The organism is Candidatus Methylobacter oryzae (genome assembly GCF_003994235.2).
GTDB lineage: Bacteria > Pseudomonadota > Gammaproteobacteria > Methylococcales > Methylomonadaceae > Methylobacter_A > Methylobacter_A oryzae.
In genome coordinates this window covers 22,113-44,849 of the sequence record NZ_RYFG02000099.1, presented here as the reverse complement: position 1 = coordinate 44,849, position 22,737 = coordinate 22,113, and the positions used below count along the sequence as shown (strand labels likewise).

Here is a 22,737-nt window from a genome sequence, read left to right as displayed (position 1 = left end):
ACGCTGCCAATTACATTCGAAAAAGACTGCTAAGATATTAAATTACCTTACTAGTACTGCCCGGCTTAACCAAGCTTAAAACTTTATGTGAAACCTCGTCTAACGATACCACATAATCAGTGCATCCTAACTTGAATGCTGCTCCCGGCATTCCCCAAACCACACTGGATTGCTCATCCTGAATAACTGTTTTAGCACCGGCATCATGCATTTCTTTCATGCCCATTGCCCCATCAGCCCCCATACCTGTTAATAATACGCCAACGGCATTTCCTCCTGCGCACTGAGCGACTGAACGGAACAACACATCGACAGCCGGCTTATGGCGATTGACAGGTAAGCCGTCACTCAATTGAATAATATATTTACCGCCTTCCCTAATCACCAGCATATGCTTATCTCCCGGTGACAGATAGATGTGACCTGATTCAACCGTCTGCCCATGTTTGGGAATACAAGCTGACATTTCTGTGGCAAGGTCGATATGTCTTACGAATGACTCACTAAATGCAGCAGGTAAATGCTGCGTTATTAAGATAGGCGGGGTATCTGCTGGAAAGCCTTTAACAACTGTTTTAATCGCTTCTGTTCCACCGGTTGAAGCGCCTAAAGCAATTATTTTATTGGTTGGACTAATATGAGTTTTTACTGGAGCCGCTTTCAGAATCACATCGACCGAGTGCTTTTCTGAAATTTCGGTTACTGGTGGAGCTGCCGGAGTTTTAGGTTTAGCTACTCTATTGTAAACGTTGCCTACCTTTGCTTGTGCCGCAACAATAACCTTGGAAATAATTTCGTCAGCATATTCATTTAATGTATTGACAACGTCAACTTTCGGTTTGGCAATAAAATCGACAGCACCCAATGATAAAGCGTTTAAAGTAGCTTCCGCCCCATGTTCAGTTAGCGTTGAAATCATCACAACCGGAGTCGGTCTTAAACGCATCAAGTTGCTTAAGAAGGTTATTCCATCCATGTGTGGCATTTCAATATCCAGCGTCAACACATCCGGATTCAATTGTTTAATCATTTCCCTGGCAATAAGAGGATCAGCTGCTGCGCCAACAACCTCAATATCGGGTGACGAACTTAAAACCTCAGTCAGGATTTTCCTAATTAACGCCGAATCATCAATAACCAATACTCGTATCTTACCCATAAATCCACTCTAAAAGAAATCCATCGCCACCATAAACTAGGTGTATTTTCAATATTGTTAACACTACCTTACTGTTTAAGTAATTACATCATTGGCAAAAATTTATAAATCTTTTCATACTGATACTTACTCTCTATCTAACTTCTGTCGCGTCTGCACCAGAATTCCTTATTTTAGGCTTGATTATTGGAGTCTTCTAATATTAGCTTTTGAGGCCATTTTTACCTTGGCAATTATATCCTCAGCATACTCGTTTAATGCATTTTCTACATCGATAACTGGTTTAGCGATAAAGTCCACCGCACCCAACTCCAGCGCTGTTAAAGTAACTTCGGCATTACTTTCTGTGAGAGCGGAAATCATCACCACAGGCATAGGCCGGAGCCGCATCAAGTTACGTAAAAAAGTTATCCCATCCATACGCGGCATTTCAATATCCAGCGTCAATACATCCGGATTCAGTGCCTTAATCATTTCTCTGGCAACATAAGGGTCTTCTGCGGCCCCAACTACCTCAATATCTTCTGATGAGCTCAATATTTCAGTTAAAACCTCTCTGATTAACAATGAATCATCAACAATCAATACACGTATTTTATTCATTGCATACTCTTAAAAAAGCTCAACATCACCTTCAACAGGCGCATTTTTAATATTGTTAAAATACTGTCTCTCCCTTCTTACAATTGTATCGTTATGCAAATGCTCGATCTTTTTCATCCCTACTTTTCCTGTTCTAGGGAAGTAAATTATTTTTCTGGGATAGATATCGCCCAAGTCCTGAGATAATAATAGCAATCCTTCTGTGTCGATATAGTCTAATATAAACTCAATATTTTTAAGTCCAACATCAGTTAGTGTTGGAATAATTTTACCTCCGCCGAATACCTTAACCTCTAAATTCTTTCTTTTGCCGCCATTCATCAAAATAGTATTGATTAAATGTTCCATGGCATAATTTCCGTAACGGGTCGCATTACCGACTACTGCTTCATTGCCCTGCTTGAGTTTATCGGCCGTAGTTTCCGGCAACATAAAATGATTCATTCCTCCTAGGCCTATGACTTTATCTCTGATACAAGCCGATATACAAGATCCCAATACAGTAGTAATCAATTCATCATCGTGAGTTACATAATATTCACCTGGCAGAATCTTTGCGGCAATCAGGCCGCGCTCTTTATCCAAGTACCTATTAATGTGCTCAAAACCATCAATGGAGGGTAAACCAATATCATTGCTAACGCTCATTAGTATTTATGTATTTTTCCTGTAACTGGTACATGCCACCAACTCAAACTCATTTGAAAGTTGATTTAATGATTCCGAGTGTCCAATAAATAGCCATGATCGACTAGATAACATTTGAGCATATCTTTTGGCAAGCGCTGTCTTAGTCTCGCGATCAAAATAGATCAGAACATTGCGACAAAAGATAAAATCAAAATGACATTTCATCGGCCAATCTTGTATCAAATTCAATTTCTTAAACTGAATAATTTGTTGTAATTGCGGCCTTACTTTTACTTGACCGGATTGGGATGCTTTACCACGCATAAACCACTGCTTAAGCACACTCTCAGGTAACTCACTAACACGATCTTCCGTATAAATACCTTCAGAAGCGGTCTGCAAAACGTTAGTGTCTAGATCAGTTGCCAATATCTTAATATCCCAATCACTAGGAACGTTCTCCAGTAAGGTAATTGCTATAGAATAAGGTTCTTCGCCTGTGGAACACCCCGCAGACCATACCCTAATTTGCTTGGAAGCTTTGTTTCTAACTAGAATTTCTGGAATAACAACATCACGAATATAATCAAAATGGTGCATTTCCCTAAAAAACGCGGTTAGATTAGTCGTTATCGCGTTAATAAATTCGGTAAACTCATGCTCTGGATGATCTTTAAGATATTGACAATATTCCTTAAAATTTGTTAGTCCAAGTTTTCTCACCCGTTTGGACAATCTGGAATAAAACATATCAAATCTTTCATCAGGAACTTGAATGCCTGAATGCTCATTGGATAATTTCCTTAAAAAATTAAAGTCATCAGCAGTGAATTTAAATTCGCGATCCTTTTCAACAATGGCCATCTTTAAGCTATTTCCTGTCCATCAAAAGTTACATATCTTGCACTTCAAGCACGTCCAATAAACCCAACAGCCGAGTAGACTCAACAAAACGTGGAGATGGATAAATAATGGTAACTTTCTTTTGTAACTTAACTGAATCTTTTTTCAATGAAACAAGAAGTTGCAACGTAGCAGTATCTATTGACGAAACATCGGAGGCATTTATTTCGATTTCATCATGCACTGCCAATAAATTCTTCAGTTTTTCGTGTAACTTGACGACATTTTGAATAGACAACGTAGCGTCTAAATCAATCTGTGAACTTTCCTCTTCTGACGCCCAACCTTCGTCATCTGCTTCTTCTTCGATATCGTGTGAATCAATAGAGGGGCTTGCTTCTTCTACTAGCCCATCATAACCAGAATTTTCAGCTTCAATCGTACCCAACTCATCCTCTTCACTAATATTCGGGCTTACGATTTCATCAATATTATCTGCCAAATCATCCGCTAAGAAATGATCTTCATTCTTTTCAGTGTCATCATCCATCCACGCTAAAGGATCGTATCCGATTAAACTATTTTCTTCACTTGTTGCCATACATCACCTTGCCTTCAAGAAAATCATGAGCAAGGCTACGAAAATCCCTTGCCGAACGACTTTTCGGACTATATTCTAAAATTGTTTTGCCAAAGCTAGGACACTCTGCGAGCAATGCTGTTTCTCTAACGACCGTTGCTAATATTTGCTCAGGGAAATGTGTAAGTAAAACATTTAGTACCTGACTCGATATTCTTCTATTAGGTGAATATCGCGACATTACCAATAAAGTTTTATATTTACGCTGTAAAGCTTTTTCAAACCTCTTAATTGTAGCCATCAGATGCGATAACCCTTGCAAAGCAAGGAAGTCACTGGCCATAGGAATTAAAATTTCGTCAGCTGCAATCAATGCATTAGCAACTAACAATCCCGAAGATGGTGGGCAATCAATAAAGATAAAATCCTGATCGTCAAGATTCCCCTGCAAAGCGTCCTTTAATAGCACACCACGAGGCGAACTGCTGGCAGTTAGCTGCTCAATATCCTTAAGTTTTGACCCTGAAGTGATTAATTGTAAATTGTCTCTAACTGGAATAAGCTGCTGACAGGCTTTTTTCATTTTCAACATTGCCTCGTCAATACCGCCAATCCCTCGTTCTGTAACACCTAAAGAAACCGCTAAATGGCCTTGAGGATCAAGGTCTATGGCGGTAACTTTTGCCCCCAATTCTGCAATAGCATGACATAAATTTGCAGTAGTAGTCGTTTTGCCAACACCACCTTTCTGATTGATTATTGCAACAATTCTCACTGTCACACCAAACTTTCAATACCCTCAACCTCGTCGGGATTGAGCAATTTGTCAACGTCTAACAGCATAATCATTTTTTTCTTGTACACATGCATACCACGCATGTAACGCGTATCGATTTTTGAGCCAAAGTTTGGCGATTTTTTGATGTCTGCCAAGTTAATATCTAGCACATCGGAAACCGCATCAGCCACGATACCCATAACAAACTGGTTTGGGCCGTGTTCGACACAGAGCACAATAACTACCGTTTTCGGAGAGTATTCACAATGCTCAAGAGAAAACCGCTCCCTTAAGTCTATAATAGGAACAACGGAGCCACGTAAATTCAACACACCTTTAACAAAAGCAGGTGTGTTCGGTATTATACGAACTGCTTCCCAACCACGAATTTCTTGTACTTTCAAAATCTCAACTCCATACGCTTCATCTGCGAGTTGAAAGGTGAGAAATTGCTCTACCCTGCTATTATTTGACTGCACATCTGTTGTCATTGTTATAGCTTCCTATCAGTTATATAGTTTACAGCCTTTAACATTATTAAAACTCCTCCCACTCATCACTGCTGTCGCTTTTTGACTTATTTGATAATAATATCGGAGAAGCTGCGACTTTTCTTACTTGGGCTTGGGACGCCTTGTTACGTGCAACTGGCCTGGCGGTAGAAGCGCTCTTTGAATTAACTCTAAAAAAGCTAAGCAACTGTGTCATATTAGTAGACTGCTCACTCATGGCAATACTGCCGGCTGCGGCCTGCTCTGCTAAGGCTGCATTTTGCTGAGTAATGTCATCCATTTGAGAGACCGCTTGATTTACTTGCTCAATACCTGCTGACTGTTCTGAACTGGCACTGGCAATATGAGCCACAATATCACCAACTTTTGCAACGCTTTCGACAATTTCAGTTAATGCTGCACCTGTTTCATTAACGAATGCGGTTCCAGCACGGACTTTCTGTACGCTGTTCTGGATTAGCTCATTGCTTTGCTGTGCGGCAGTTGCGCTTCGTTGGGCCAGATTACGAACCTCTGTCGCAACAACTGAAAATCCGCGCCCCTGCTCGCCGGCTCTGGCAGCTTCTACAGATGCATTCAAGGCTAACAAATTGGTTTGAAACGCAATTTCATCAATTACACCGATAATTTCAGCAATTTTATTACTGCTTTCATTAATTTCCTGCATTGCAGCAATGGCTGACTGAACTACCCCGCCACCTTTTTGAGCTAATTGGCTTGCTAAATTAACCACTTCAGTCGCCTGAACCGTATTCTGCGCATTATTTTTAACTGTACTGGCGAGTTCTTCCATACTCGCGGCAGTTTCTTCAAGACTGGCAGCCTGCTGTTCAGCACGATGAGATAAATTATTGTTGCCACTAGCCATTTCTTGCGAGGAACTGTCTATAAAATCAGCGGCATCTCTGATCTGAATTATAAATTCGCTAAGCTTAGCCAAGGTGCTATTAATATTATTTTTACATTCCGCATAGACACCTTCATATTCATTCGTAATGGCTGAGGTTAAATCCCCTTCGGCCATATTTTCCATTACTGTGTTAACATCATCAAATACACTTTCAATAACATCCGTTAATTCATTAATACCAGCGGAAAGAACTTTGGTAAATCCCTGTTTGTCAGCTAAATTTATACGTGCACTTAAATCACCGGCTTTAACACCTTGTACCAATTGATCGATTTCCTGCTCAATTAAAACTTCATGAGTTCTATCTTGCCATTCAGCAACGTAGCCAATGCGCTCCCCGCCTTCGCCGTTAACGGGGCTAACGATAATATTCATATGACGCCCCCCAATAACGAGCTGAGCCCTAAGTGGTTCTTGTGATTTCTCCAGAGCCCCACTTTTAATAGTAGCGTGATATTGATTGACATTTGACCCTAGTAATTTATCAGCGGAAAAATTAGGTAATTGAGTTCGGATATCACTTTCTGCTGTCTTGAACATTCTTTGAACACTATCGTTCATATAGATAATTTCAAAATTCTTATTCGCTACCATAACGGGTGATTGAACATTATCCAACGCCTGAGTAATCCGTTTAGAATCTGCTAGACCTTGTTTGTAATCGGCCAAATCCACACCCAACTTGACCTCCATACAATACAAACCACGTAAAAAATCGCCCAGTTGGTCTTCCCGCTTTAAGTTCACTTTGTTTCCGAAGCTTCCACTACTCAACCGATAGCAAATAGTAACTGCTGTTTCCAATGTATCAGTTATTACCTTTGTCATATTAATACTGAGTACCGATGCCATTGTAGCCAACAACGTAACGCCAGCTAATAAGGCATATTCTTGAGTCAAGAACAATCGATACATCAAGAAAAAGATAGGCAGTAAAAAAGCCGATACTATGAAAGCATTCTTTTTTACGATTGCAATTTCGCCGATAGATTTAAACATAGCGGCTAGACCCGCTGGTCTTATTTTGACTTCGCCGGCATTTATTTTCTTATATAAAAGCTCAGCGGCAGGAATCGCATCGCGTTTTGGAGGATGACGAACAGAGAGATACTCATAAACCTTTCCATCTTTAAATAACGGCATGGCATTCGCTTCAACCCAGTAATGGTCTCCATTTTTACACCTGTTTTTAACCAAGCCTTGCCAAGGTCTAAGTTGTTTTAAAGTCATCCATAAATCCTCATAAGCCGCCGCCGGCATATCAGGATGGCGCACAATATTATGCTCTGCGCCAATTAGCTCATCACGGGTGAAACCGCTGGTTTCAACAAATGCATCATTAACGTAAGTAATACGACCCATCAAATCAGTTCTTGATACCAGGATGGTGCCCTTTTTCAGAATGATCTCATTATTAGTTATCGGCATATTAATCTTCACGCTATGTTACCTCTCAACAAACCATGCGAAATACATTTACCCATACTGGACACTTGGAAATCATTAGCTTTCATCCTGATCAACCAATTCTTCCAGTTTCAGTAATTTATCCACATCAAGGAGCATTACCATGCGCTCATTAACCGATACCAGTCCGTTAATAAATTCGTTACTTACTTTAGTTCCAAAATCCGGAGCGCTTTGAATTTCAGTCTTATCCACGCTGATTACGTCAGAGACAGAGTCAACAACAACCCCCATTATGCGTGTTTTATTACTGTCTCCGGTTTGCAACACGACAACCACCGTCAATGCCGTATATTCGGCTTTACTCAGATTAAACCTTTCTCTCAAGTCTAGAATCGGCACAATTGAGCCGCGTAAATTAACAACACCTTTCTCGTAGCAAGGAACATTTGGAATTCTGGATACAGGTTCCCAACTTCGGATTTCTTGTACCCGCAGAATATCAACCCCATATTCTTCCTTACCCAAGGCAAAACTCAGATATTGAACGGCGTTGTCCAAGTTTCTACTGTAGTGATATTGATCTATATCTTTATTTTCGGCTTCTTGTTCCATATATGCTTCTATATGTTGTGCTTTTATCTATGTATTAGCGAGTTGAAAAACGCACCAAACCAGGAACATCAAGAATCAGCGCAACAGACCCATCACCCAAAATAGTTGCACCTGAAACGCCTTCCACTCGTCGGTAATTTGCTTCCAATGATTTAATAACAACCTGTTGTTGCCCCAATAACTCGTCTACAAGCAAACAACAAAGCTCTCCTTGCCCCTCAACGACCACCAGGACCCCTTCTTTCGACTTCGTCGGATTACCTGAATGAACATTAAAAATTTTGCGCATTCTAATAACAGGTAGGTATTCATTGCGCAAACGAAAAGTTTCTCCTTTGCCCGCAACTTTATTTAACATTCTTTCCGTAATGTTAATTGATTCAATAATAGAAACTAACGGCACAATGTAAGTCTCATCGCCGACGGCAACAGATTGACCATCAAGAATTGCTAACGTCAGCGGCAAATGGATCGCGATTGTTGTTCCCTTACCCAATTCAGAGACAATCTCAATATTGCCGCCTAACGACTGGATATTTCTTCTCACAACATCCATTCCCACGCCACGCCCGGAAATGTCGGTAATCTGCTCAGCTGTAGAAAACCCCGGCATAAAAATCAGTTCAAATATCTGTTTTTCGGTAAGAAGGTTATTTTCTTCAATTAACCCTTTTTCTATGGCCTTAGATAGAAGTTTATCTTTATCTAATCCACGACCGTCATCGATAATTTCTATAACGATGTGTCCACCACGATGATACGCCTTCAGTTCTATAGTTCCCGTTTCCGACTTACCCGCCGCAACTCGGTCTGCTGGCATTTCTATACCGTGGTCCAAACTATTTCTGATCAAGTGGACTAAAGGATCATTAATCAACTCGACGACAGCTTTATCAACTTCGGTGTTTTCTCCGACAAGTTTTAGTACGATTTTCTTATCTAATTTACTGCTGATGTCGTGCACTAAGCGTGGAAAACGGCTAAAAACAAAACTAATAGGCAACATCCGGATATTCATGACGCTTTGTTGTAAATCCCGAGTGTGCCGTTCTAATTGCGCCAGTCCTCTTTTAAGCTGACCAACCTTATCCATGCTGAAGTTTTCTCCCACTAGACCCAACATAGACTGGGTAATGACAACTTCGCCGACCATATTGATCAAAGTATCGATCTTGTCAGTATCTACGCGAATAGAGCTGGCTTTCGCCATATTTTTTGCTGTTTCGTTATCTGAATCTTGAGACTCAGCCTTTTTAGCTTCTGCATTCGGCTTAGATTTAACCTCAACGGGTTTTGGGGCGGGACTGTTAGAAACAGCTATTGCGACAGGCTCAGGGATTACATTGTTGACAGTGGGAGATGGTTTTGAAGTTTTAGCAAGGGGTTGAATATCCATCTCACAATCCCCTTCAACCCAATTAAATATTTCTTTAATATCGTCACCGGAAATATCATTCCCAACAACTTTTAAATCCCAAGAAATATTGCATTCCTCTGGATCTAATTCATAAAAACCTGGAACATCCTGTACATTAACAATAGTAGTTAATTCACCTAATTCGTTTAATTCTCGAAATAATCTTACAGGATCATTACCGGTTTTCAGCAAATCCAAATATGGGCAAAAAGCTATCTTCCACCCCTGTTCGTCTAATTCAAAGGACTCTTCTTCATCAACATGGGGAATATTGTCGATGATTGTTTTTTCATTCACTGCCTCATGTTCAATCGGCAATACTGGTGCCTCCGCCACGGAGCTGCCATTAAGCACAGCTTCCAAAGCTGCCTTATGCTTTGCTACACTTGAATTGTTGACATCCTGTTCATTCTGTATAGCAGTTAACATCTCTCTAAGACAATCAACCGAACCGAGCAAAACGTCTACCGCAGGCTGAGTTACTTTCCTGCGTCCATCCCTCATTTCATCAAGCAACGTTTCCATAATGTGAGTGTAATCTGCGACAACGGTAAAACCAAAAGTTCCACTGCCACCCTTTATCGAATGCGCTCCTCTGAAAATGGTATTGATTATTTCCGAATCAATATCTCCCATATCGAGAGTCAACAATCCTGACTCCATTGCTTCCAAGCCTTCAAAACATTCTTCAAAGAAGACTTGATGGAACTGCGACATATCAATAGACATAGACTTACCTGTGTGCGCCTAGATTCATTTAAACAAGATTAACGTAACTCAAAAATTCTCTTTAATTGCCTTATTGGGATAAACGTTTAACTTATCCTAAATGTTCAGAATAAAGCCGCAAAAACTTCCAGCATGCGCTTAACACTCTTAGGCACGATGCATTTAGTTAACCTAAAACTTTCAATAACGTTTTTAATAATTGATCAGGATTGAAGGGCTTAACCATCCATCCCGTTGCACCGGCAGCTTTGCCTTCTTGCTTTTTTTCGATTCCTGACTCAGTCGTCAGCATCAGCATTGGAATAAATTTATAATCGGGGAGCGCTCGCAAATCTCTAATTAAAGTAATGCCGTCTTTGTTTGGCATATTGACATCAGTTACCACGCAATCAAACTTCCTTGTTTGTGCTTTTTCTAAAGCATCTACTCCATCCACTGCCTCTTCGACATCGTATCCAGCAGCTCTTAGAGTAAATGAAACCATTTTCCTCATTGAAGCTGAATCGTCAACTGCAAGAATACTTGCCATTGTTTTCTCCATTAATATTTAATTTCTAAAGCAAAAATCTTATGTGAAGATACAACACCTAGGTTTGGTTATTTAAGTATAGTCTAATTATTTTGTTGCATCATATTTCTAATCCAGAATCTTAACTTCTGCATTTTCATTGTAGCAAACAAAAAAACACCCCACTAGAGAAAATCCCTAGTGAGGTATATTTGGTGCCGATGGCCGGATTTGAACCGGCACAACTTTCGTTACCACCCCCTCAAGATGGCGTGTCTACCAATTTCACCACATCGGCTAAAACATGATTGCGAAGATACTACGTAATAAACACTATCTTAATCGCTTTTTCCGTAGTGCTTTTTACTGTATCGTAACAATATTTATTACTTTTTTTCAACTGACTGCTCAATTCCGGTCTCTGCCGGAGCAACAACCGGCACTTCTTCAGATTTAGGAGAAGGATTACCAGTTTCTTTTGCACTACCCGCTTCAGGAATACCGAGCGTATCCTGCTCAGCCTTAGGAGAATTCATTAAGTCATAAGCAGCGCCTTGCTTGCTGTTCATTACTGCAAGACCCAAGCTGGTCATAAAAAACAAAGTCGCCAAGATAGCTGTAGCTCTAGACAAAAATGATGCCGCACCTTGAGCACCGAAAACAGAACCTGAAGATCCTGTTCCAAAAGCAGCACCTGCATCAGCCCCTTTGCCTTGTTGCATTAATACTAATCCAACAACCCCTAAGCCTAATAGCACATGAATAACAATAATTACCTGATACATAATAAAGTTTAAATTACTCTAAATTGAATGATAAATCTTCAAAAAGGATTCCGCATCCAACGAAGCCCCACCAATTAAGCCGCCGTCAATATCCGGCATGGCAAACAAGCCTTTTGCATTGTCGGGCTTCGCGCTGCCGCCGTATAAGATTTGTATCTTGTCAGCAATTGCCTGATCTTTAGCAGCAATATATTTTCTAATATACTGGTGAACTTCTTGAGCCTGTTCATCAGTTGCTGTTTTTCCTGTTCCTATAGCCCAAACCGGCTCATAAGCAATGACTGCAGCACCAAAAGCAGCTATACCAGCTAAATTAATAACTGCATTAAGTTGGGCATCAATTATTGAAAAGGTCTCGTCTTGCTCGCGTTGTTCCAGCGTTTCCCCCACACATAATACAGGGGTAATATTTTGTTCTTGCGCTTGGCAAAAACGAGCGGCCACTGTTTCATCAGTATCGCCATAATAACTGCGTCTTTCGGAATGCCCTACTAGAGCATACTTACAATTGAATTCAGTTAGCATTGCCGCAGAAACTTCCCCAGTAAAAGCGCCTGATAACTTATCAGCAACATTCTGAGCACCAACGGCCAATGCAGTATTTTCGACTAATTCACTCACCTTGGGCAGATGCACATAAGGCACGCATACCGCAATATCGGCTTTATTATCTCCTAACCCGGCAATGATACCTTTCACAAGTAACTCGGCACTGGCAAGAGTTCCATTCATCTTCCAATTTCCCACAACTAGAGACCGACGCATTACCACTCCTCACATAGAATCAAACCGTCTATAATATATATTAATAGCCTACAATTCAAGCCTCCATTGCTTTCTTAACATCATCAGCTATTTGATGCGCATAATTTCCAACTAAATCGGCTTGTTGACCTTCTACCATCACACGAATTAGCGGCTCTGTTCCCGAAGCCCTCAGTAAAACCCGACCACTATCTCCTAACTTTTTCTCAACAGCCTTCACTGCTTTTTGAATAATCTCATTCTCAGCTGGATTTATTTTCTTGTCAGTTCTTACGTTTACCAGAACTTGTGGATATTTTTGCATTCCGGACTTCAATTCATGCAAACTTTTGCCGCTGGTTTGCATTTCCGCCAATATTTGCAAAGCAGCGATAATACCGTCACCTGTTGTTGTTTTATCCAAGCAGATAATATGCCCAGAATTTTCCCCCCCTAAAATCCCTTTATGCTCTGTTAGCATCTCCATGACATATCTATCACCGACATTAGCCCTAAGCAGTTCAAGCCCCAATTTCTTCAAACCGTGCTCCATGCCAAGATTTGTCATTAAAGTACCTACTATAGGCCCCGACATTAACCCTATATCTAACCTTGCTTTAGCAATAATATAAATAAGCTCGTCACCATCAACAATTTCGCCTTTATGATCCACCATAACCAATCGATCGCCATCACCATCCAAAGCAATACCTAAGTCGGCACGATAAGACAACACTGTTGCCGCCAACTTCTCCGGCTTAGTTGCACCGCATTCATCATTAATATTAAGACCATCCGGTTCAGCTCCAATAGTAACAACCTCAGCACCCACTTCGCTAAACACATGCGGTGCTATATGGTAAGTCGCCCCGTGCGCGCAATCAATTATGATTCGCATACCTGTAAAATCCAGTTTTGTAGGCACGCTGGCCTTGCAAAATTCTATGTAGCGACCAGGAGCATCAACCAACCGTTTTGCCTTGCCCAACTTTGACGACTCTACTGTTGTCATCGGCGAATCCATATATTCTTCTATTCTTTGTTCTATCTCATCAGGCAACTTCGTTCCTTGAACCGAGAAAAACTTTATTCCATTATCATAATAAGGATTATGCGAAGCACTGATAACAATACCCGCTTGCGCTCTTAAGGTGCGCGTTAAATAAGCCACCCCCGGAGTTGGCATCGGCCCCAACAGACGCGTATCGACTCCGGCAGCAGTTAAGCCCGCCTCTAATGCAGATTCAAACATATAACCAGAAATACGAGTATCTTTACCAACCAGAACAAAACCATGCCCTTCAGTTGCAAACACTCGCCCAGCGGCCCAACCTAGCTTCAAGAAGAAATCCGCCGTTATCGGGTATTCCCCCACCTTTCCTCTAATGCCATCAGTCCCAAAATATTTTCTTGTCATAATCCCAAAACCTAAAAACAGGGTAAAAAACAGTTTGCTATCTACACTTCAGTTTGTATAGACCGCACACAAAAAAAGGAGAGGTATTATGCCTCTCCTTTTTTGTGTCAATTCCGAAAATCCTCAGCTTTGCTCTGCTGTTCCGCCAATTGATTTCTCATTTTTTATATCATTTTTGCTTTTAATATCGCCTGTTATAATATCACCGTGAGATGAAGGCGGTTTATCATCCCAGCCTTGAGGAGCTCTTACCGGCTTACGAGCCATCAAATCCTCAATTTGATATTTATCGATGGTTTCATATTTCATCAAAGCGTCAGCCATGGCATGAAGAATATCAATATTTTCATTCAAAATTGTTTCGGCACGCTCATAATTCCGGTCAATAAAAGAGCGAATCTCCTCATCAATAGTATGCGAGGTCTCCTCCGCCACTGTTTTGTGCTGAGTTACCGACCGCCCCAAAAAGACCTCGCCTTCTTCTTCACTGTATGATAACGGCCCCAAACGCTGAGAAAATCCCCATTTAGTCACCATGTTCCTAGCCAGCTCAGTTGCCCGCTCAATATCATTAGATGCGCCGGTGCTGACTTGCTCCCGACCAAAAACCACTTCCTCCGCAATCCGTCCGCCGTATAAACTGGAAATCATACTATCGAGTTTTTGCTTGCTGGCGCTATATTGATCTCTCTCAGGCAAAAACATGGTAATACCCAGCGCACGGCCTCTAGGCATAATGCTGACCTTGTATACAGGATCATGCTCAGGAACCAATCTACCGACAATGGCATGTCCCGCTTCATGATAAGCGGTCATTTTCTTTTCTTTCTCATTCATGACCATAGAGGTTTTTTCAACCCCCATAATCAATTTGTCCTTAGCTTTTTCCAAATCAGCCATATTGACCACCCGCTTATTCATTCGAGCAGCAAACAAAGCAGCTTCATTGATTAAATTAGCCAGATCCGCTCCAGAGAAGCCTGGAGTACCTTGAGCTATATATTTAACCTCAACATCATCGGCAATAGGCACTTTTTTAACATGTACAGCAAGAATCTGTTCGCGCCCCCGAACATCGGGCAGCCCCACAGTTACTTGACGATCAAACCGGCCCGGCCGCAATAATGCTTTATCCAACACATCGGGACGGTTTGTTGCCGCAATAACGATAATACCTTCGTTACCCTCAAAACCATCCATTTCAACTAATAATTGATTTAGTGTTTGTTCACGCTCGTCGTTACCACCGCCCAAACCGGCTCCGCGCTGACGGCCAACCGCATCAATTTCATCAATAAAAATAATGCAGGGAGCATGTTTCTTGGCTTGTTCGAACATATCACGTACGCGAGATGCACCAACACCAACAAACATTTCAACAAAATCAGAACCGGAAATAGTAAAAAACGGCACTCTGGCCTCGCCGGCAATAGCTCTGGCCAACAAGGTCTTACCTGTTCCCGGCGGACCGATCATCAATGCACCACGGGGAATTTTACCGCCTAGCTTCTGATATTTAGCCGGATCTTTAAGAAAGTCGACCATTTCAACAACTTCTTCTTTAGCTTCATCACAACCAGCCACATCTGCAAAAGTCACTTTAATCTGGTCTTCTTCAAGCATTCGGGCTTTGCTTTTACCAAAGTTCATCGCCCCCCGTCCGCCGCCGGCACCTCCTTGCATTTGCCGCATAAAGAAAACCCATACTGCAATAAGCAACAACATAGGACCAAAAGAAACCAGCAACTGCATCAGCATGGATGGCTGCTCGGGTGGGACAGCCTTGATTTCGACGCCATTTGCCAGCAAATCATCCACTAAATGAGGGTCCGAAGGTGCGTAAGTCTTAAATATCTGACCACCCTGCATCTTGCCTTTAATAATATTGTCTTCAATCATTACCTGCTGAACTTGGCCTGCTTTTACAGACTCAATAAACTGCGAGTAAGACAACGACGAATCGGCCCTATCACTTTGTGGACCGAAATTATTAAAAACGGACATCAATACAACTGCAATGACGACCCATAGGATTATATTTTTCATCATATCGTTCAATTTACACACCCTGGGCCTGAACGGCTCTTGATTTAGAAACTCAGTGATTATATCAGGAATTAATTTCCCTGACTGTCGTTATTTGCCTGCACCAATCACCCATGACAATACGACTTATACCCAAAGGGCATAAGTTTCGTTTGAGCAGACCAGCCGCTCAACTCAGCTTTATACCCAAAGGGCATAAGTTTCGTCTGAGCGGACAAGCCGCTCAACTCAACTTTATCCCGCTTGGTGCGCATGCGTTTTTACTAATATTAGGACTATATGAAATTATTTAAAGCCTTTAGCTAAAATATAAACCTCATTACTTCGCGGCCTTGACGCTTTTGGCTTTCTAATAACCACCTTTGTAAAAGATTGCTGCACTTCCTTATAAAAATCCTCAAAACCCGCCCCATGAAACAGCTTAACTAGAAAAACTCCATTTTTTGCCAACACGGTCTTAGCTGTTTCAAGAGCCAGCTCGCCCAAATAAAGCGAACGAGGCTGGTCTATTTCTTTATTGCCGCTCATATTCGGCGCCATATCCGACATTACCAGATTAATCGGAGCCCCCGCAAGAACAGCATACAGCTGTTCTAAAACGGCTTGCTCACGAAAATCCCCCTGAATGAAGTCAACACCTTCGATTGGCTCCATTGCTAAAATATCCAACGCAATAATTTTGTCTTTTTTCCCGATAAGCTGCCGGGCAAACTGAGACCATCCTCCCGGAGCGGCTCCCAAATCAATAATATTCATCCCCGGCTTGATAAGCTGGTCTTTATCCTGAATTTCTTTCAGTTTAAAAACCGCACGCGAGCGATAACCCAAAGCTTGTGCCATTTTGACGTATTCGTCATCAAAATGTTCTTGCATCCACCGACTACTGCTTTTACTTCGTCCCATAATTGTATTTTAGTGTAGAATTTAGGATTTTGATTTAGGAATTAAAGAGTGAACCCTGCAGATAAGAAAAAATTCCGGGCTCAAGCGCACAGCTTAAAGCCTGTCATTATGATTGGCCAATCAGGACTGACAGCCGCCGTACTGGCAGAGATTGAATTGGCGCTTGACAGTCACGAGCTGATTAAAGTGCGAATACGCGCCGAAAGGGAAGATCGTAAATTGATCAGCGAGAAAATCTGTACTGACACTGGAGCAGAGCTCATTCAGAGTATTGGACAAATTATAGTTATTTACAGATTAAACCCTGATAAATAATCGAAACAGGGGTATGCCGTTAAGCTACCCCTATCCATTCAAGCTCGATTAAATATATTCAATCGAGATAATTTCGTATTCGACGTCGCCGCCCGGCGCTTTAACTGTAACAACGTCTTCAACCTCTTTGCCGATTAATGCCCTGGCAATTGGCGAACCGACTGAAATACGACCTTCTTTAATGTTAGCCTCATCCTCGCCAACAATCTGATAAGTCACTTTTCTCTCGGATTCAATATCCTCTATTTCCACTGTCGCACCGAACACCACCTTTCCATTAGCATCGACCTTGGTGACATCAATAACTTGGGCATTGGAGAGTTTTGCTTCAATTTCAGAAATACGACCTTCGGTAAAACTTTGCTGCTCTTTTGCAGCATGATATTCGGCATTTTCTTTTAAGTCGCCGTGCGCTCTAGCGGTTGCAATTGACGCAATAATACGCGGACGTACAACCGACTTTAACTCTTCCAATTCCGCACGTAACTTTTCTGCACCTTTGACGGTGAGAGGCACTTTATTCATTTTTTCAAAACTCCAATTTTTTCGTTTGCTGCGCAAATAAATGCGCATTCACAGCATTTTTTATTAAGTTAGACTCTTATGCAGATCCTGTAAGCAATTCACATCACCGGCGTCTAATTCACCTAACGCGTAACAGGCCGCTTTTGCGCCGGCCATTGTCGTGTAATAAGTAACGCGATGCTGCAAAGCTTCCCTCCGCATAGTGAACGAGTCAGAAATTGCTTTTTTACCTTCCGTTGTATTAATAATCAGTTGAATCTGGTCGTTTTTAATCATATCAACCGTATTAGGACGCCCTTCATTAACCTTATACACAACTTCGCAAGGAATACCTGCTTCTTTAAGGAACCTTGCGGTGCCGCCGGTAGCAACGATTTCATATTTTTTGTCTACCAGCATTCTGGCAATATCAGGCGCCTTGGCCTTATCCGCGTCACGGATACTGATTAATACTTTACCGCTGTGATTCAAGTTGACGCCGGCAGCACGCTGAGATTTAGCAAAAGCCTCGCCGAAGGTTTTACCCACCCCCATCACCTCGCCGGTTGATTTCATTTCAGGCCCCAACAGAGGATCAACGCCTGGAAATTTAACAAACGGGAATACGGCTTCTTTAACCGAATAATAACCGGGAATACGCTCTTCGGTAATACCTTGTTCCGCCAGCGTTTGCCCGACCATACAGCGCGCCGCAATTTTAGCCAATGGATAGCCGGTTGCTTTCGATACAAAAGGTGCCGTGCGCGAAGCTCTTGGATTCACTTCCAATACATAAATATCCTCTCCCTGAATAGCAAACTGGGTATTCATTAAACCAACAACACCCAGAGCTTCGGCCATCTTAGTCACTTGTTCGCGCAACTTATCTTGAATATCCTGCGCCAACTCATACGGAGGCAACGAGCATGCGGAATCGCCCGAATGCACGCCGGCCTGTTCGATATGCTCCATCAGGCCGCCGATCAATATCTGTTGACCGTCATATATCGCATCAACATCCATTTCAACAGCATCGTCAAGGAATCTATCCAGCAATACCGGCGAATCATTGGAAACACTGACGGCCTCTTTCATATAACGCTGCAAACCTTCTTCATTGAAGACGATCTCCATAGCCCGGCCGCCCAACACATATGAGGGGCGCACAACTAAAGGATAACCCAGCTCTTTTGCCGCATTAATCGCCTGATCGACAGAGCGGGCAGTCGCATTGGGAGGCTGTCTTAGATCCAGTCTTTCCAAAAGCTTTTGAAACCGTTCGCGATCTTCAGCCAAATCAATCGAATCCGGCGATGTACCGATAATAGGAGCACCCGCTGCTTCCAATGCACGCGCCAGCTTTAAAGGCGTTTGACCGCCGTACTGCACAATCACGCCTTTAGGCTGTTCAAGATGCACGATTTCCAGCACGTCTTCCAGTGTTAGCGACTCAAAATACAAACGATCCGAAGTATCGAAATCGGTAGAAACCGTTTCAGGGTTGCAATTGATCATGATGGTTTCATAGCCATCTTCGCGTAACGCCAATGCAGCATGAACACAACAGTAATCGAATTCAATGCCTTGCCCGATACGATTTGGCCCGCCGCCGAGAATAATAATCTTCTCTTTATCGGAAACCCGGGCTTCGCATTCTTGCTCGTAAGTCGAATACAAATAAGCCGTGTCGGATGAAAATTCAGCCGCGCAGGAGTCAATGCGTTTATAAACCGGACGGATATTCTGCTTATGGCGCACGTTACGGACTTCGGACTCGGACGTATCCAGAAGCTTTGCCAATCTAGCATCGGAAAAGCCTTTACGCTTTAACTTATACAACTCGCCTTCTTTCAAGGTCGACAACGTTTTAGTCGATAAGGTTTTTTCAGTTAGAATTAAATCTTCAACTTGCGCCAGAAACCACGGATCGATTTTGCTGGCCTCATGCACTTCTTCCAAGCTCATGCCGCTACGGAATGCATCGCCGACATACAGCAAACGGTCCGGCCCCGGATGACGCATTTCCCGCTGTATTTTTTCGCGGGCGTCTTCCCGGTTTAAGTCGATAATTTCATTAAGACCGCTGATGCCGATTTCCAAGCCGCGCAAAGCTTTTTGCAGCGATTCCTGGAAAGTGCGGCCAATAGCCATAACCTCGCCTACAGACTTCATCTGTGTGGTCAAACGATCGTCGGCCTGCGGAAATTTTTCAAAAGTAAAGCGCGGCACTTTAGTAACCACGTAATCGATCGTCGGCTCAAACGACGCCGGCGTTGCGCCGCCGGTAATCTCGTTTTTCAATTCATCCAGCGTGTAACCTACCGCCAGCTTTGCAGCGACTTTCGCAATTGGGAAACCGGTCGCCTTGGAAGCCAACGCAGACGAGCGCGATACGCGCGGATTCATCTCGATAACGATCAAGCGGCCGTCTTTCGGATTAATCGCAACCTGCACGTTGGAACCGCCGGTATCGACGCCAATCTCGCGCAGTACATCCAACGCGACATTACGCAGAATCTGATATTCCTTGTCGGTTAACGTTTGCGCAGGAGCTACCGTGATCGAATCGCCGGTATGCACCCCCATAGGATCGAAGTTTTCAATCGAGCAAACAATGATGCAGTTATCCTTGGAATCGCGCACCACTTCCATTTCGTATTCTTTCCAACCCAGCACCGATTCTTCGATCAATAACTCGTTGGTTGGCGACAAATACAGGCCGCGTTCGCAAATTTCAACAAACTCTTCCTTGTTATAAGCAATACCGCCGCCGCTGCCGCCCATCGTGAATGAAGGACGGATAACGGTCGGATAGCCCACTTCCTGCTGTGCGGCCAGCGCTTCTTCCATAGAATGCGCCGTTTTTGATTTTGCCACTTCATAACCGATTTTCCGCATCGCCTGATTGAACAGCTCACGGTCTTCGGCTTTGTTAATCGCTTCTTTGGTAGCGCCGATCATTTCAACGCCGTATTTTTCCAGAACACCGTTAGCATCAAGATCCAGCGCGCAATTCAGTGCAGTCTGCCCGCCCATCGTCGGCAATATCGCATCGGGACGTTCTTTAGCGATGATTTTTTCAACGGTCTTCCAATCGATAGGCTCGATGTAAGTCGCATCGGCCATCTCCGGATCGGTCATAATCGTGGCCGGATTGGAATTAACCAGAATAACGCGATAGCCCTCTTCTTTTAACGCCTTACAAGCTTGCGTTCCGGAATAATCAAACTCACAGGCTTGACCAATAACAATGGGGCCCGCCCCCAGTAATAAAATCGATTTTATGTCGGTTCTTTTTGGCATGTTGTTGATTTGCTCTGCTGATTACTTGTTTACTTGTTTCATCATCGCGATGAAATCATCGAATAAAGACTCCACATCATGAGGTCCCGGACTTGCTTCAGGGTGACCTTGAAAACTCATCGCCGGACAATCGGTCCGCTTGATACCCTGCAAACTGCCGTCGAACAATGAACGGTAAGTCGCTACCAGATTGTCGGGAAGACTGTCCTCGTTAGCTGCAAAACCGTGATTTTGACTACTGATCATGACCCGGCCCGTCGCAATTTCCTGAACCGGATGATTGGCGCCATGATGGCCGAATTTCATTTTCTCGGTTTTCGCGCCGCTGGCCAAAGCTAACAGCTGATGCCCTAAACAAATCCCGAATACCGGAATTTTCTTTTCCAGTATGGTTTTAATCGACTCTATCGCATAAGTGCAAGGCTCAGGGTCGCCGGGGCCATTGGACAGGAAAACCCCGTCAGGATTCATTGCCAACACTTTCTCAGCCGGCGTCGTTGCAGGAACAACAGTGATGCGGCAACCGCGGTTGGCTAATAAGCGAAGAATGTTGCGTTTAACGCCAAAATCGTACGCCACAACATGTTTAGTCAGATTTTCGGCTTGCGTATGTCCGTTTTGCAAATGCCAGATATTCTCAGTCCATTCGTAAGGCTGATCGACAGTGACTTCCTTTGCCAGATCCATTCCTTTTAAACCGGGAAATCCTTCAATCGCTTTTTTCGCTACGTCCACATCGACCGATTCACCTGCAACAATACAACCGCGTTGCGCACCTTTGTCGCGCAAAATCCGGGTTAATTTACGGGTATCGACATCGGCAATAGCGACGACGTTATTATCGATTAAATATTGTTGCAGCGTTTTTTCGCTACGCCAGTTACTGGCCAGCAATGGTAAATCCCTGATGACTAAACCGCTGGCAAAAACACCGGTAGATTCCTCATCTTCGCTAGTCGTCCCAACATTACCAATATGGGGATAAGTTAATGTCACAATTTGCCGGGCATAGGAAGGATCGCTAAGAATTTCCTGATACCCTGTCATAGCCGTATTAAAAACGACCTCACCCACGGAACATCCATCTGCACCTATGGCTACACCGTTAAAAACCGTTCCATCTTCCAGAACCAATAAAGCAGACCTAGTCAAACACGTCACCTCAAATGTGCAAAACGGGATGAGCCCTTAAGGGCTCATCCCGTTGTAAAAAAACAAAACTGAGGTAATTTTACGAGATTATGCTGTTTGGGTCATTAACAATTTTTTAAACCCGAACACATCCTGCCTATTATCGAAGTCTATTTTGCTTATGCCACAGCGAGTAAATTAGATGAACGCCAACACCAAACCCTGGCTAAATCATAGAAGACAAAGATGAGATTTTTTGCTCAACGCCGATAATAGCCCGATTCAGAACACCAAGATTTTTCTCTTCGACGATTTGCATCCCCATCACGTAGAAGATAGGCATCCATAACGGATTAATTAAAATTCCGCCTAGCGCACTTTTCCATGTCCGTTTCAGATTCTTTAAAGGATTAAACGATTCCGCCAAAGAAGGCATCGAACAATTGGTAAATACCGCAGCAATCGGATTCAGGATGGCTTTCTCGTGACCTTCCAACTGGGCAAGGGATTCAGTGAGTTTTCTCTCCATATTGTGATAATTAATCCGGGCAAAACCGGCCGAGATTGCAAAAACAAGGGCCACCAAAGGCAGCAGAATACTCGGCGGTAATACAGGAGCGAAAGAGGAAGACAACATAACGATGCAAAATCCCAGCATCAGAGCGTCTTCACCTCGTTCCACATCGCGGTCTATGCCCTTCACAATCGTAGAAACGGCATTACCGAACTGATCGTTTAGATAATGTTTTTCTTGTGTCATGGTTATTCTCCTTATGGTGATGCTTTAAAAACACACCTTATGAAAAATATTTAATACGCGAACTTGATACACTGGATTGAGATACACAATCCGCAAGAAGTCGCATGTTCTTTGTGCCGGAATTGCCGGCTCACGCCC

General features: G+C 42.9%; 21 protein-coding genes and 1 tRNA gene. 1 reads left to right on the top strand and 21 read right to left on the bottom strand.

What is annotated here, in order from left to right; translation table 11 throughout:
• Positions 1 to 37: 37 nt before the first annotated feature.
• The 17 genes from EKO24_RS12170 to rlmE all read right to left on the bottom strand — a co-directional run bounded on the left by EKO24_RS12170 (position 38) and on the right by rlmE (position 16,589).
• Positions 38 to 1,159 carry a protein-glutamate methylesterase/protein-glutamine glutaminase gene (locus EKO24_RS12170; protein ID WP_127029250.1) on the bottom strand — a complete coding sequence of 374 codons (1,122 nt, stop codon included), beginning with the start codon at positions 1,157 to 1,159 and terminating at the stop codon, positions 38 to 40.
• A 183-nt stretch (positions 1,160 to 1,342) separates the two neighbouring features.
• Positions 1,343 to 1,762, bottom strand: a complete 420-nt coding sequence (locus EKO24_RS12165) for a response regulator (RefSeq protein WP_127029249.1) — start codon at positions 1,760 to 1,762, stop codon at positions 1,343 to 1,345.
• A 9-nt stretch (positions 1,763 to 1,771) separates the two neighbouring features.
• Positions 1,772 to 2,410, bottom strand: coding sequence for a chemoreceptor glutamine deamidase CheD (cheD, locus tag EKO24_RS12160; RefSeq protein ID WP_127029248.1), 639 nt, complete (start codon positions 2,408 to 2,410; stop codon positions 1,772 to 1,774).
• Between the two features lie 6 nt (positions 2,411 to 2,416).
• Positions 2,417 to 3,256 (bottom strand): CheR family methyltransferase, encoded by an 840-nt coding sequence (locus EKO24_RS12155; protein ID WP_127029247.1) that lies wholly within the window; start codon positions 3,254 to 3,256, stop codon positions 2,417 to 2,419.
• Between the two features lie 28 nt (positions 3,257 to 3,284).
• Complete coding sequence (locus EKO24_RS12150) at positions 3,285 to 3,836, bottom strand: STAS domain-containing protein (RefSeq protein WP_127029246.1); 552 nt, start codon at positions 3,834 to 3,836, stop codon at positions 3,285 to 3,287.
• Positions 3,823 to 4,590: a ParA family protein gene (locus EKO24_RS12145; protein ID WP_127029245.1), complete on the bottom strand. Its 768-nt coding sequence runs from the start codon at positions 4,588 to 4,590 to the stop codon at positions 3,823 to 3,825. The genes EKO24_RS12150 and EKO24_RS12145 overlap by 14 nt, the downstream gene beginning before the upstream one ends.
• Before the next feature lie 2 nt (positions 4,591 to 4,592).
• A complete protein-coding gene (locus EKO24_RS12140; RefSeq protein WP_127029244.1) occupies positions 4,593 to 5,084 on the bottom strand; it encodes a chemotaxis protein CheW in 492 nt (163 codons plus the stop codon).
• Between the two features lie 46 nt (positions 5,085 to 5,130).
• Positions 5,131 to 7,455, bottom strand: coding sequence for a methyl-accepting chemotaxis protein (locus EKO24_RS12135; protein ID WP_127029243.1), 2,325 nt, complete (start codon positions 7,453 to 7,455; stop codon positions 5,131 to 5,133).
• A 63-nt stretch (positions 7,456 to 7,518) separates the two neighbouring features.
• A complete protein-coding gene (locus EKO24_RS12130; RefSeq protein WP_127029242.1) occupies positions 7,519 to 8,037 on the bottom strand; it encodes a chemotaxis protein CheW in 519 nt (172 codons plus the stop codon).
• 34 nt (positions 8,038 to 8,071) lie between these two features.
• Complete coding sequence (locus EKO24_RS12125; protein ID WP_127029241.1) at positions 8,072 to 10,183, bottom strand: chemotaxis protein CheA; 2,112 nt, start codon at positions 10,181 to 10,183, stop codon at positions 8,072 to 8,074.
• 166 nt (positions 10,184 to 10,349) lie between these two features.
• Entirely contained in the window at positions 10,350 to 10,712 is a 363-nt protein-coding gene (locus EKO24_RS12120; RefSeq protein WP_127029240.1) for a response regulator, read from the bottom strand.
• A gap of 192 nt (positions 10,713 to 10,904) precedes the next feature.
• Positions 10,905 to 10,989 (bottom strand) — tRNA-Leu (locus tag EKO24_RS12115).
• Positions 10,990 to 11,077: 88 nt separating this feature from the next.
• Entirely contained in the window at positions 11,078 to 11,476 is a 399-nt protein-coding gene (secG, locus tag EKO24_RS12110) for a preprotein translocase subunit SecG (protein ID WP_127029239.1), read from the bottom strand.
• 18 nt (positions 11,477 to 11,494) lie between these two features.
• A complete protein-coding gene (gene tpiA, locus EKO24_RS12105) occupies positions 11,495 to 12,241 on the bottom strand; it encodes a triose-phosphate isomerase (RefSeq protein ID WP_127029238.1) in 747 nt (248 codons plus the stop codon).
• Positions 12,242 to 12,296: 55 nt separating this feature from the next.
• Complete coding sequence (gene glmM, locus EKO24_RS12100; protein WP_127029237.1) at positions 12,297 to 13,637, bottom strand: phosphoglucosamine mutase; 1,341 nt, start codon at positions 13,635 to 13,637, stop codon at positions 12,297 to 12,299.
• Between the two features lie 123 nt (positions 13,638 to 13,760).
• The gene (ftsH, locus tag EKO24_RS12095) at positions 13,761 to 15,686 is read right to left on the bottom strand and encodes an ATP-dependent zinc metalloprotease FtsH (RefSeq protein WP_196240019.1); all 1,926 of its coding nucleotides are present in this window, start codon (positions 15,684 to 15,686) and stop codon (positions 13,761 to 13,763) included.
• Positions 15,687 to 15,968: 282 nt separating this feature from the next.
• Positions 15,969 to 16,589: a 23S rRNA (uridine(2552)-2'-O)-methyltransferase RlmE gene (gene rlmE, locus EKO24_RS12090; RefSeq protein ID WP_277752507.1), complete on the bottom strand. Its 621-nt coding sequence runs from the start codon at positions 16,587 to 16,589 to the stop codon at positions 15,969 to 15,971.
• A gap of 45 nt (positions 16,590 to 16,634) precedes the next feature.
• Between rlmE and yhbY the strand changes: the two genes are divergently transcribed.
• Positions 16,635 to 16,901 carry a ribosome assembly RNA-binding protein YhbY gene (gene yhbY / locus EKO24_RS12085; protein WP_127029234.1) on the top strand — a complete coding sequence of 89 codons (267 nt, stop codon included), beginning with the start codon at positions 16,635 to 16,637 and terminating at the stop codon, positions 16,899 to 16,901.
• Positions 16,902 to 16,949: 48 nt separating this feature from the next.
• Here yhbY and greA read toward each other — a convergent pair whose 3' ends face one another.
• The 4 genes from greA to EKO24_RS12065 form a co-directional block, all read right to left on the bottom strand.
• Positions 16,950 to 17,426: a transcription elongation factor GreA gene (gene greA, locus EKO24_RS12080; RefSeq protein ID WP_127029261.1), complete on the bottom strand. Its 477-nt coding sequence runs from the start codon at positions 17,424 to 17,426 to the stop codon at positions 16,950 to 16,952.
• A gap of 63 nt (positions 17,427 to 17,489) precedes the next feature.
• Entirely contained in the window at positions 17,490 to 20,708 is a 3,219-nt protein-coding gene (gene carB / locus EKO24_RS12075) for a carbamoyl-phosphate synthase large subunit (RefSeq protein ID WP_127029233.1), read from the bottom strand.
• A 21-nt stretch (positions 20,709 to 20,729) separates the two neighbouring features.
• On the bottom strand, positions 20,730 to 21,860 hold the full coding sequence (gene carA, locus EKO24_RS12070) for a glutamine-hydrolyzing carbamoyl-phosphate synthase small subunit (RefSeq protein ID WP_127029232.1): 1,131 nt from the start codon (positions 21,858 to 21,860) through the stop codon (positions 20,730 to 20,732).
• Between the two features lie 205 nt (positions 21,861 to 22,065).
• On the bottom strand, positions 22,066 to 22,599 hold the full coding sequence (locus EKO24_RS12065; RefSeq protein ID WP_127029231.1) for a hypothetical protein: 534 nt from the start codon (positions 22,597 to 22,599) through the stop codon (positions 22,066 to 22,068).
• Between the last annotated feature and the right edge of the window lie 138 nt (positions 22,600 to 22,737).

Bases quoted from the DNA above. Each gene is read 5' to 3' on its own strand.
- EKO24_RS12170 (WP_127029250.1), bottom strand. From the start codon at position 1,159: ATGGGTAAGATACGAGTATTGGTTATTGATGATTCGGCGTTAATTAGG.
- EKO24_RS12165 (WP_127029249.1), bottom strand. From the start codon at position 1,762: ATGAATAAAATACGTGTATTGATTGTTGATGATTCATTGTTAATCAGA.
- cheD (WP_127029248.1), bottom strand. From the start codon at position 2,410: ATGAGCGTTAGCAATGATATTGGTTTACCCTCCATTGATGGTTTTGAG.
- EKO24_RS12155 (WP_127029247.1), bottom strand. From the start codon at position 3,256: ATGGCCATTGTTGAAAAGGATCGCGAATTTAAATTCACTGCTGATGAC.
- EKO24_RS12150 (WP_127029246.1), bottom strand. From the start codon at position 3,836: ATGGCAACAAGTGAAGAAAATAGTTTAATCGGATACGATCCTTTAGCG.
- EKO24_RS12140 (WP_127029244.1), bottom strand. From the start codon at position 5,084: ATGACAACAGATGTGCAGTCAAATAATAGCAGGGTAGAGCAATTTCTC.
- EKO24_RS12130 (WP_127029242.1), bottom strand. From the start codon at position 8,037: ATGGAACAAGAAGCCGAAAATAAAGATATAGATCAATATCACTACAGT.
- EKO24_RS12125 (WP_127029241.1), bottom strand. From the start codon at position 10,183: ATGTCTATTGATATGTCGCAGTTCCATCAAGTCTTCTTTGAAGAATGT.
- EKO24_RS12120 (WP_127029240.1), bottom strand. From the start codon at position 10,712: ATGGCAAGTATTCTTGCAGTTGACGATTCAGCTTCAATGAGGAAAATG.
- secG (WP_127029239.1), bottom strand. From the start codon at position 11,476: ATGTATCAGGTAATTATTGTTATTCATGTGCTATTAGGCTTAGGGGTT.
- tpiA (WP_127029238.1), bottom strand. From the start codon at position 12,241: ATGCGTCGGTCTCTAGTTGTGGGAAATTGGAAGATGAATGGAACTCTT.
- glmM (WP_127029237.1), bottom strand. From the start codon at position 13,637: ATGACAAGAAAATATTTTGGGACTGATGGCATTAGAGGAAAGGTGGGG.
- ftsH (WP_196240019.1), bottom strand. From the start codon at position 15,686: ATGATGAAAAATATAATCCTATGGGTCGTCATTGCAGTTGTATTGATG.
- greA (WP_127029261.1), bottom strand. From the start codon at position 17,426: ATGAATAAAGTGCCTCTCACCGTCAAAGGTGCAGAAAAGTTACGTGCG.
- carB (WP_127029233.1), bottom strand. From the start codon at position 20,708: ATGCCAAAAAGAACCGACATAAAATCGATTTTATTACTGGGGGCGGGC.
- EKO24_RS12065 (WP_127029231.1), bottom strand. From the start codon at position 22,599: ATGACACAAGAAAAACATTATCTAAACGATCAGTTCGGTAATGCCGTT.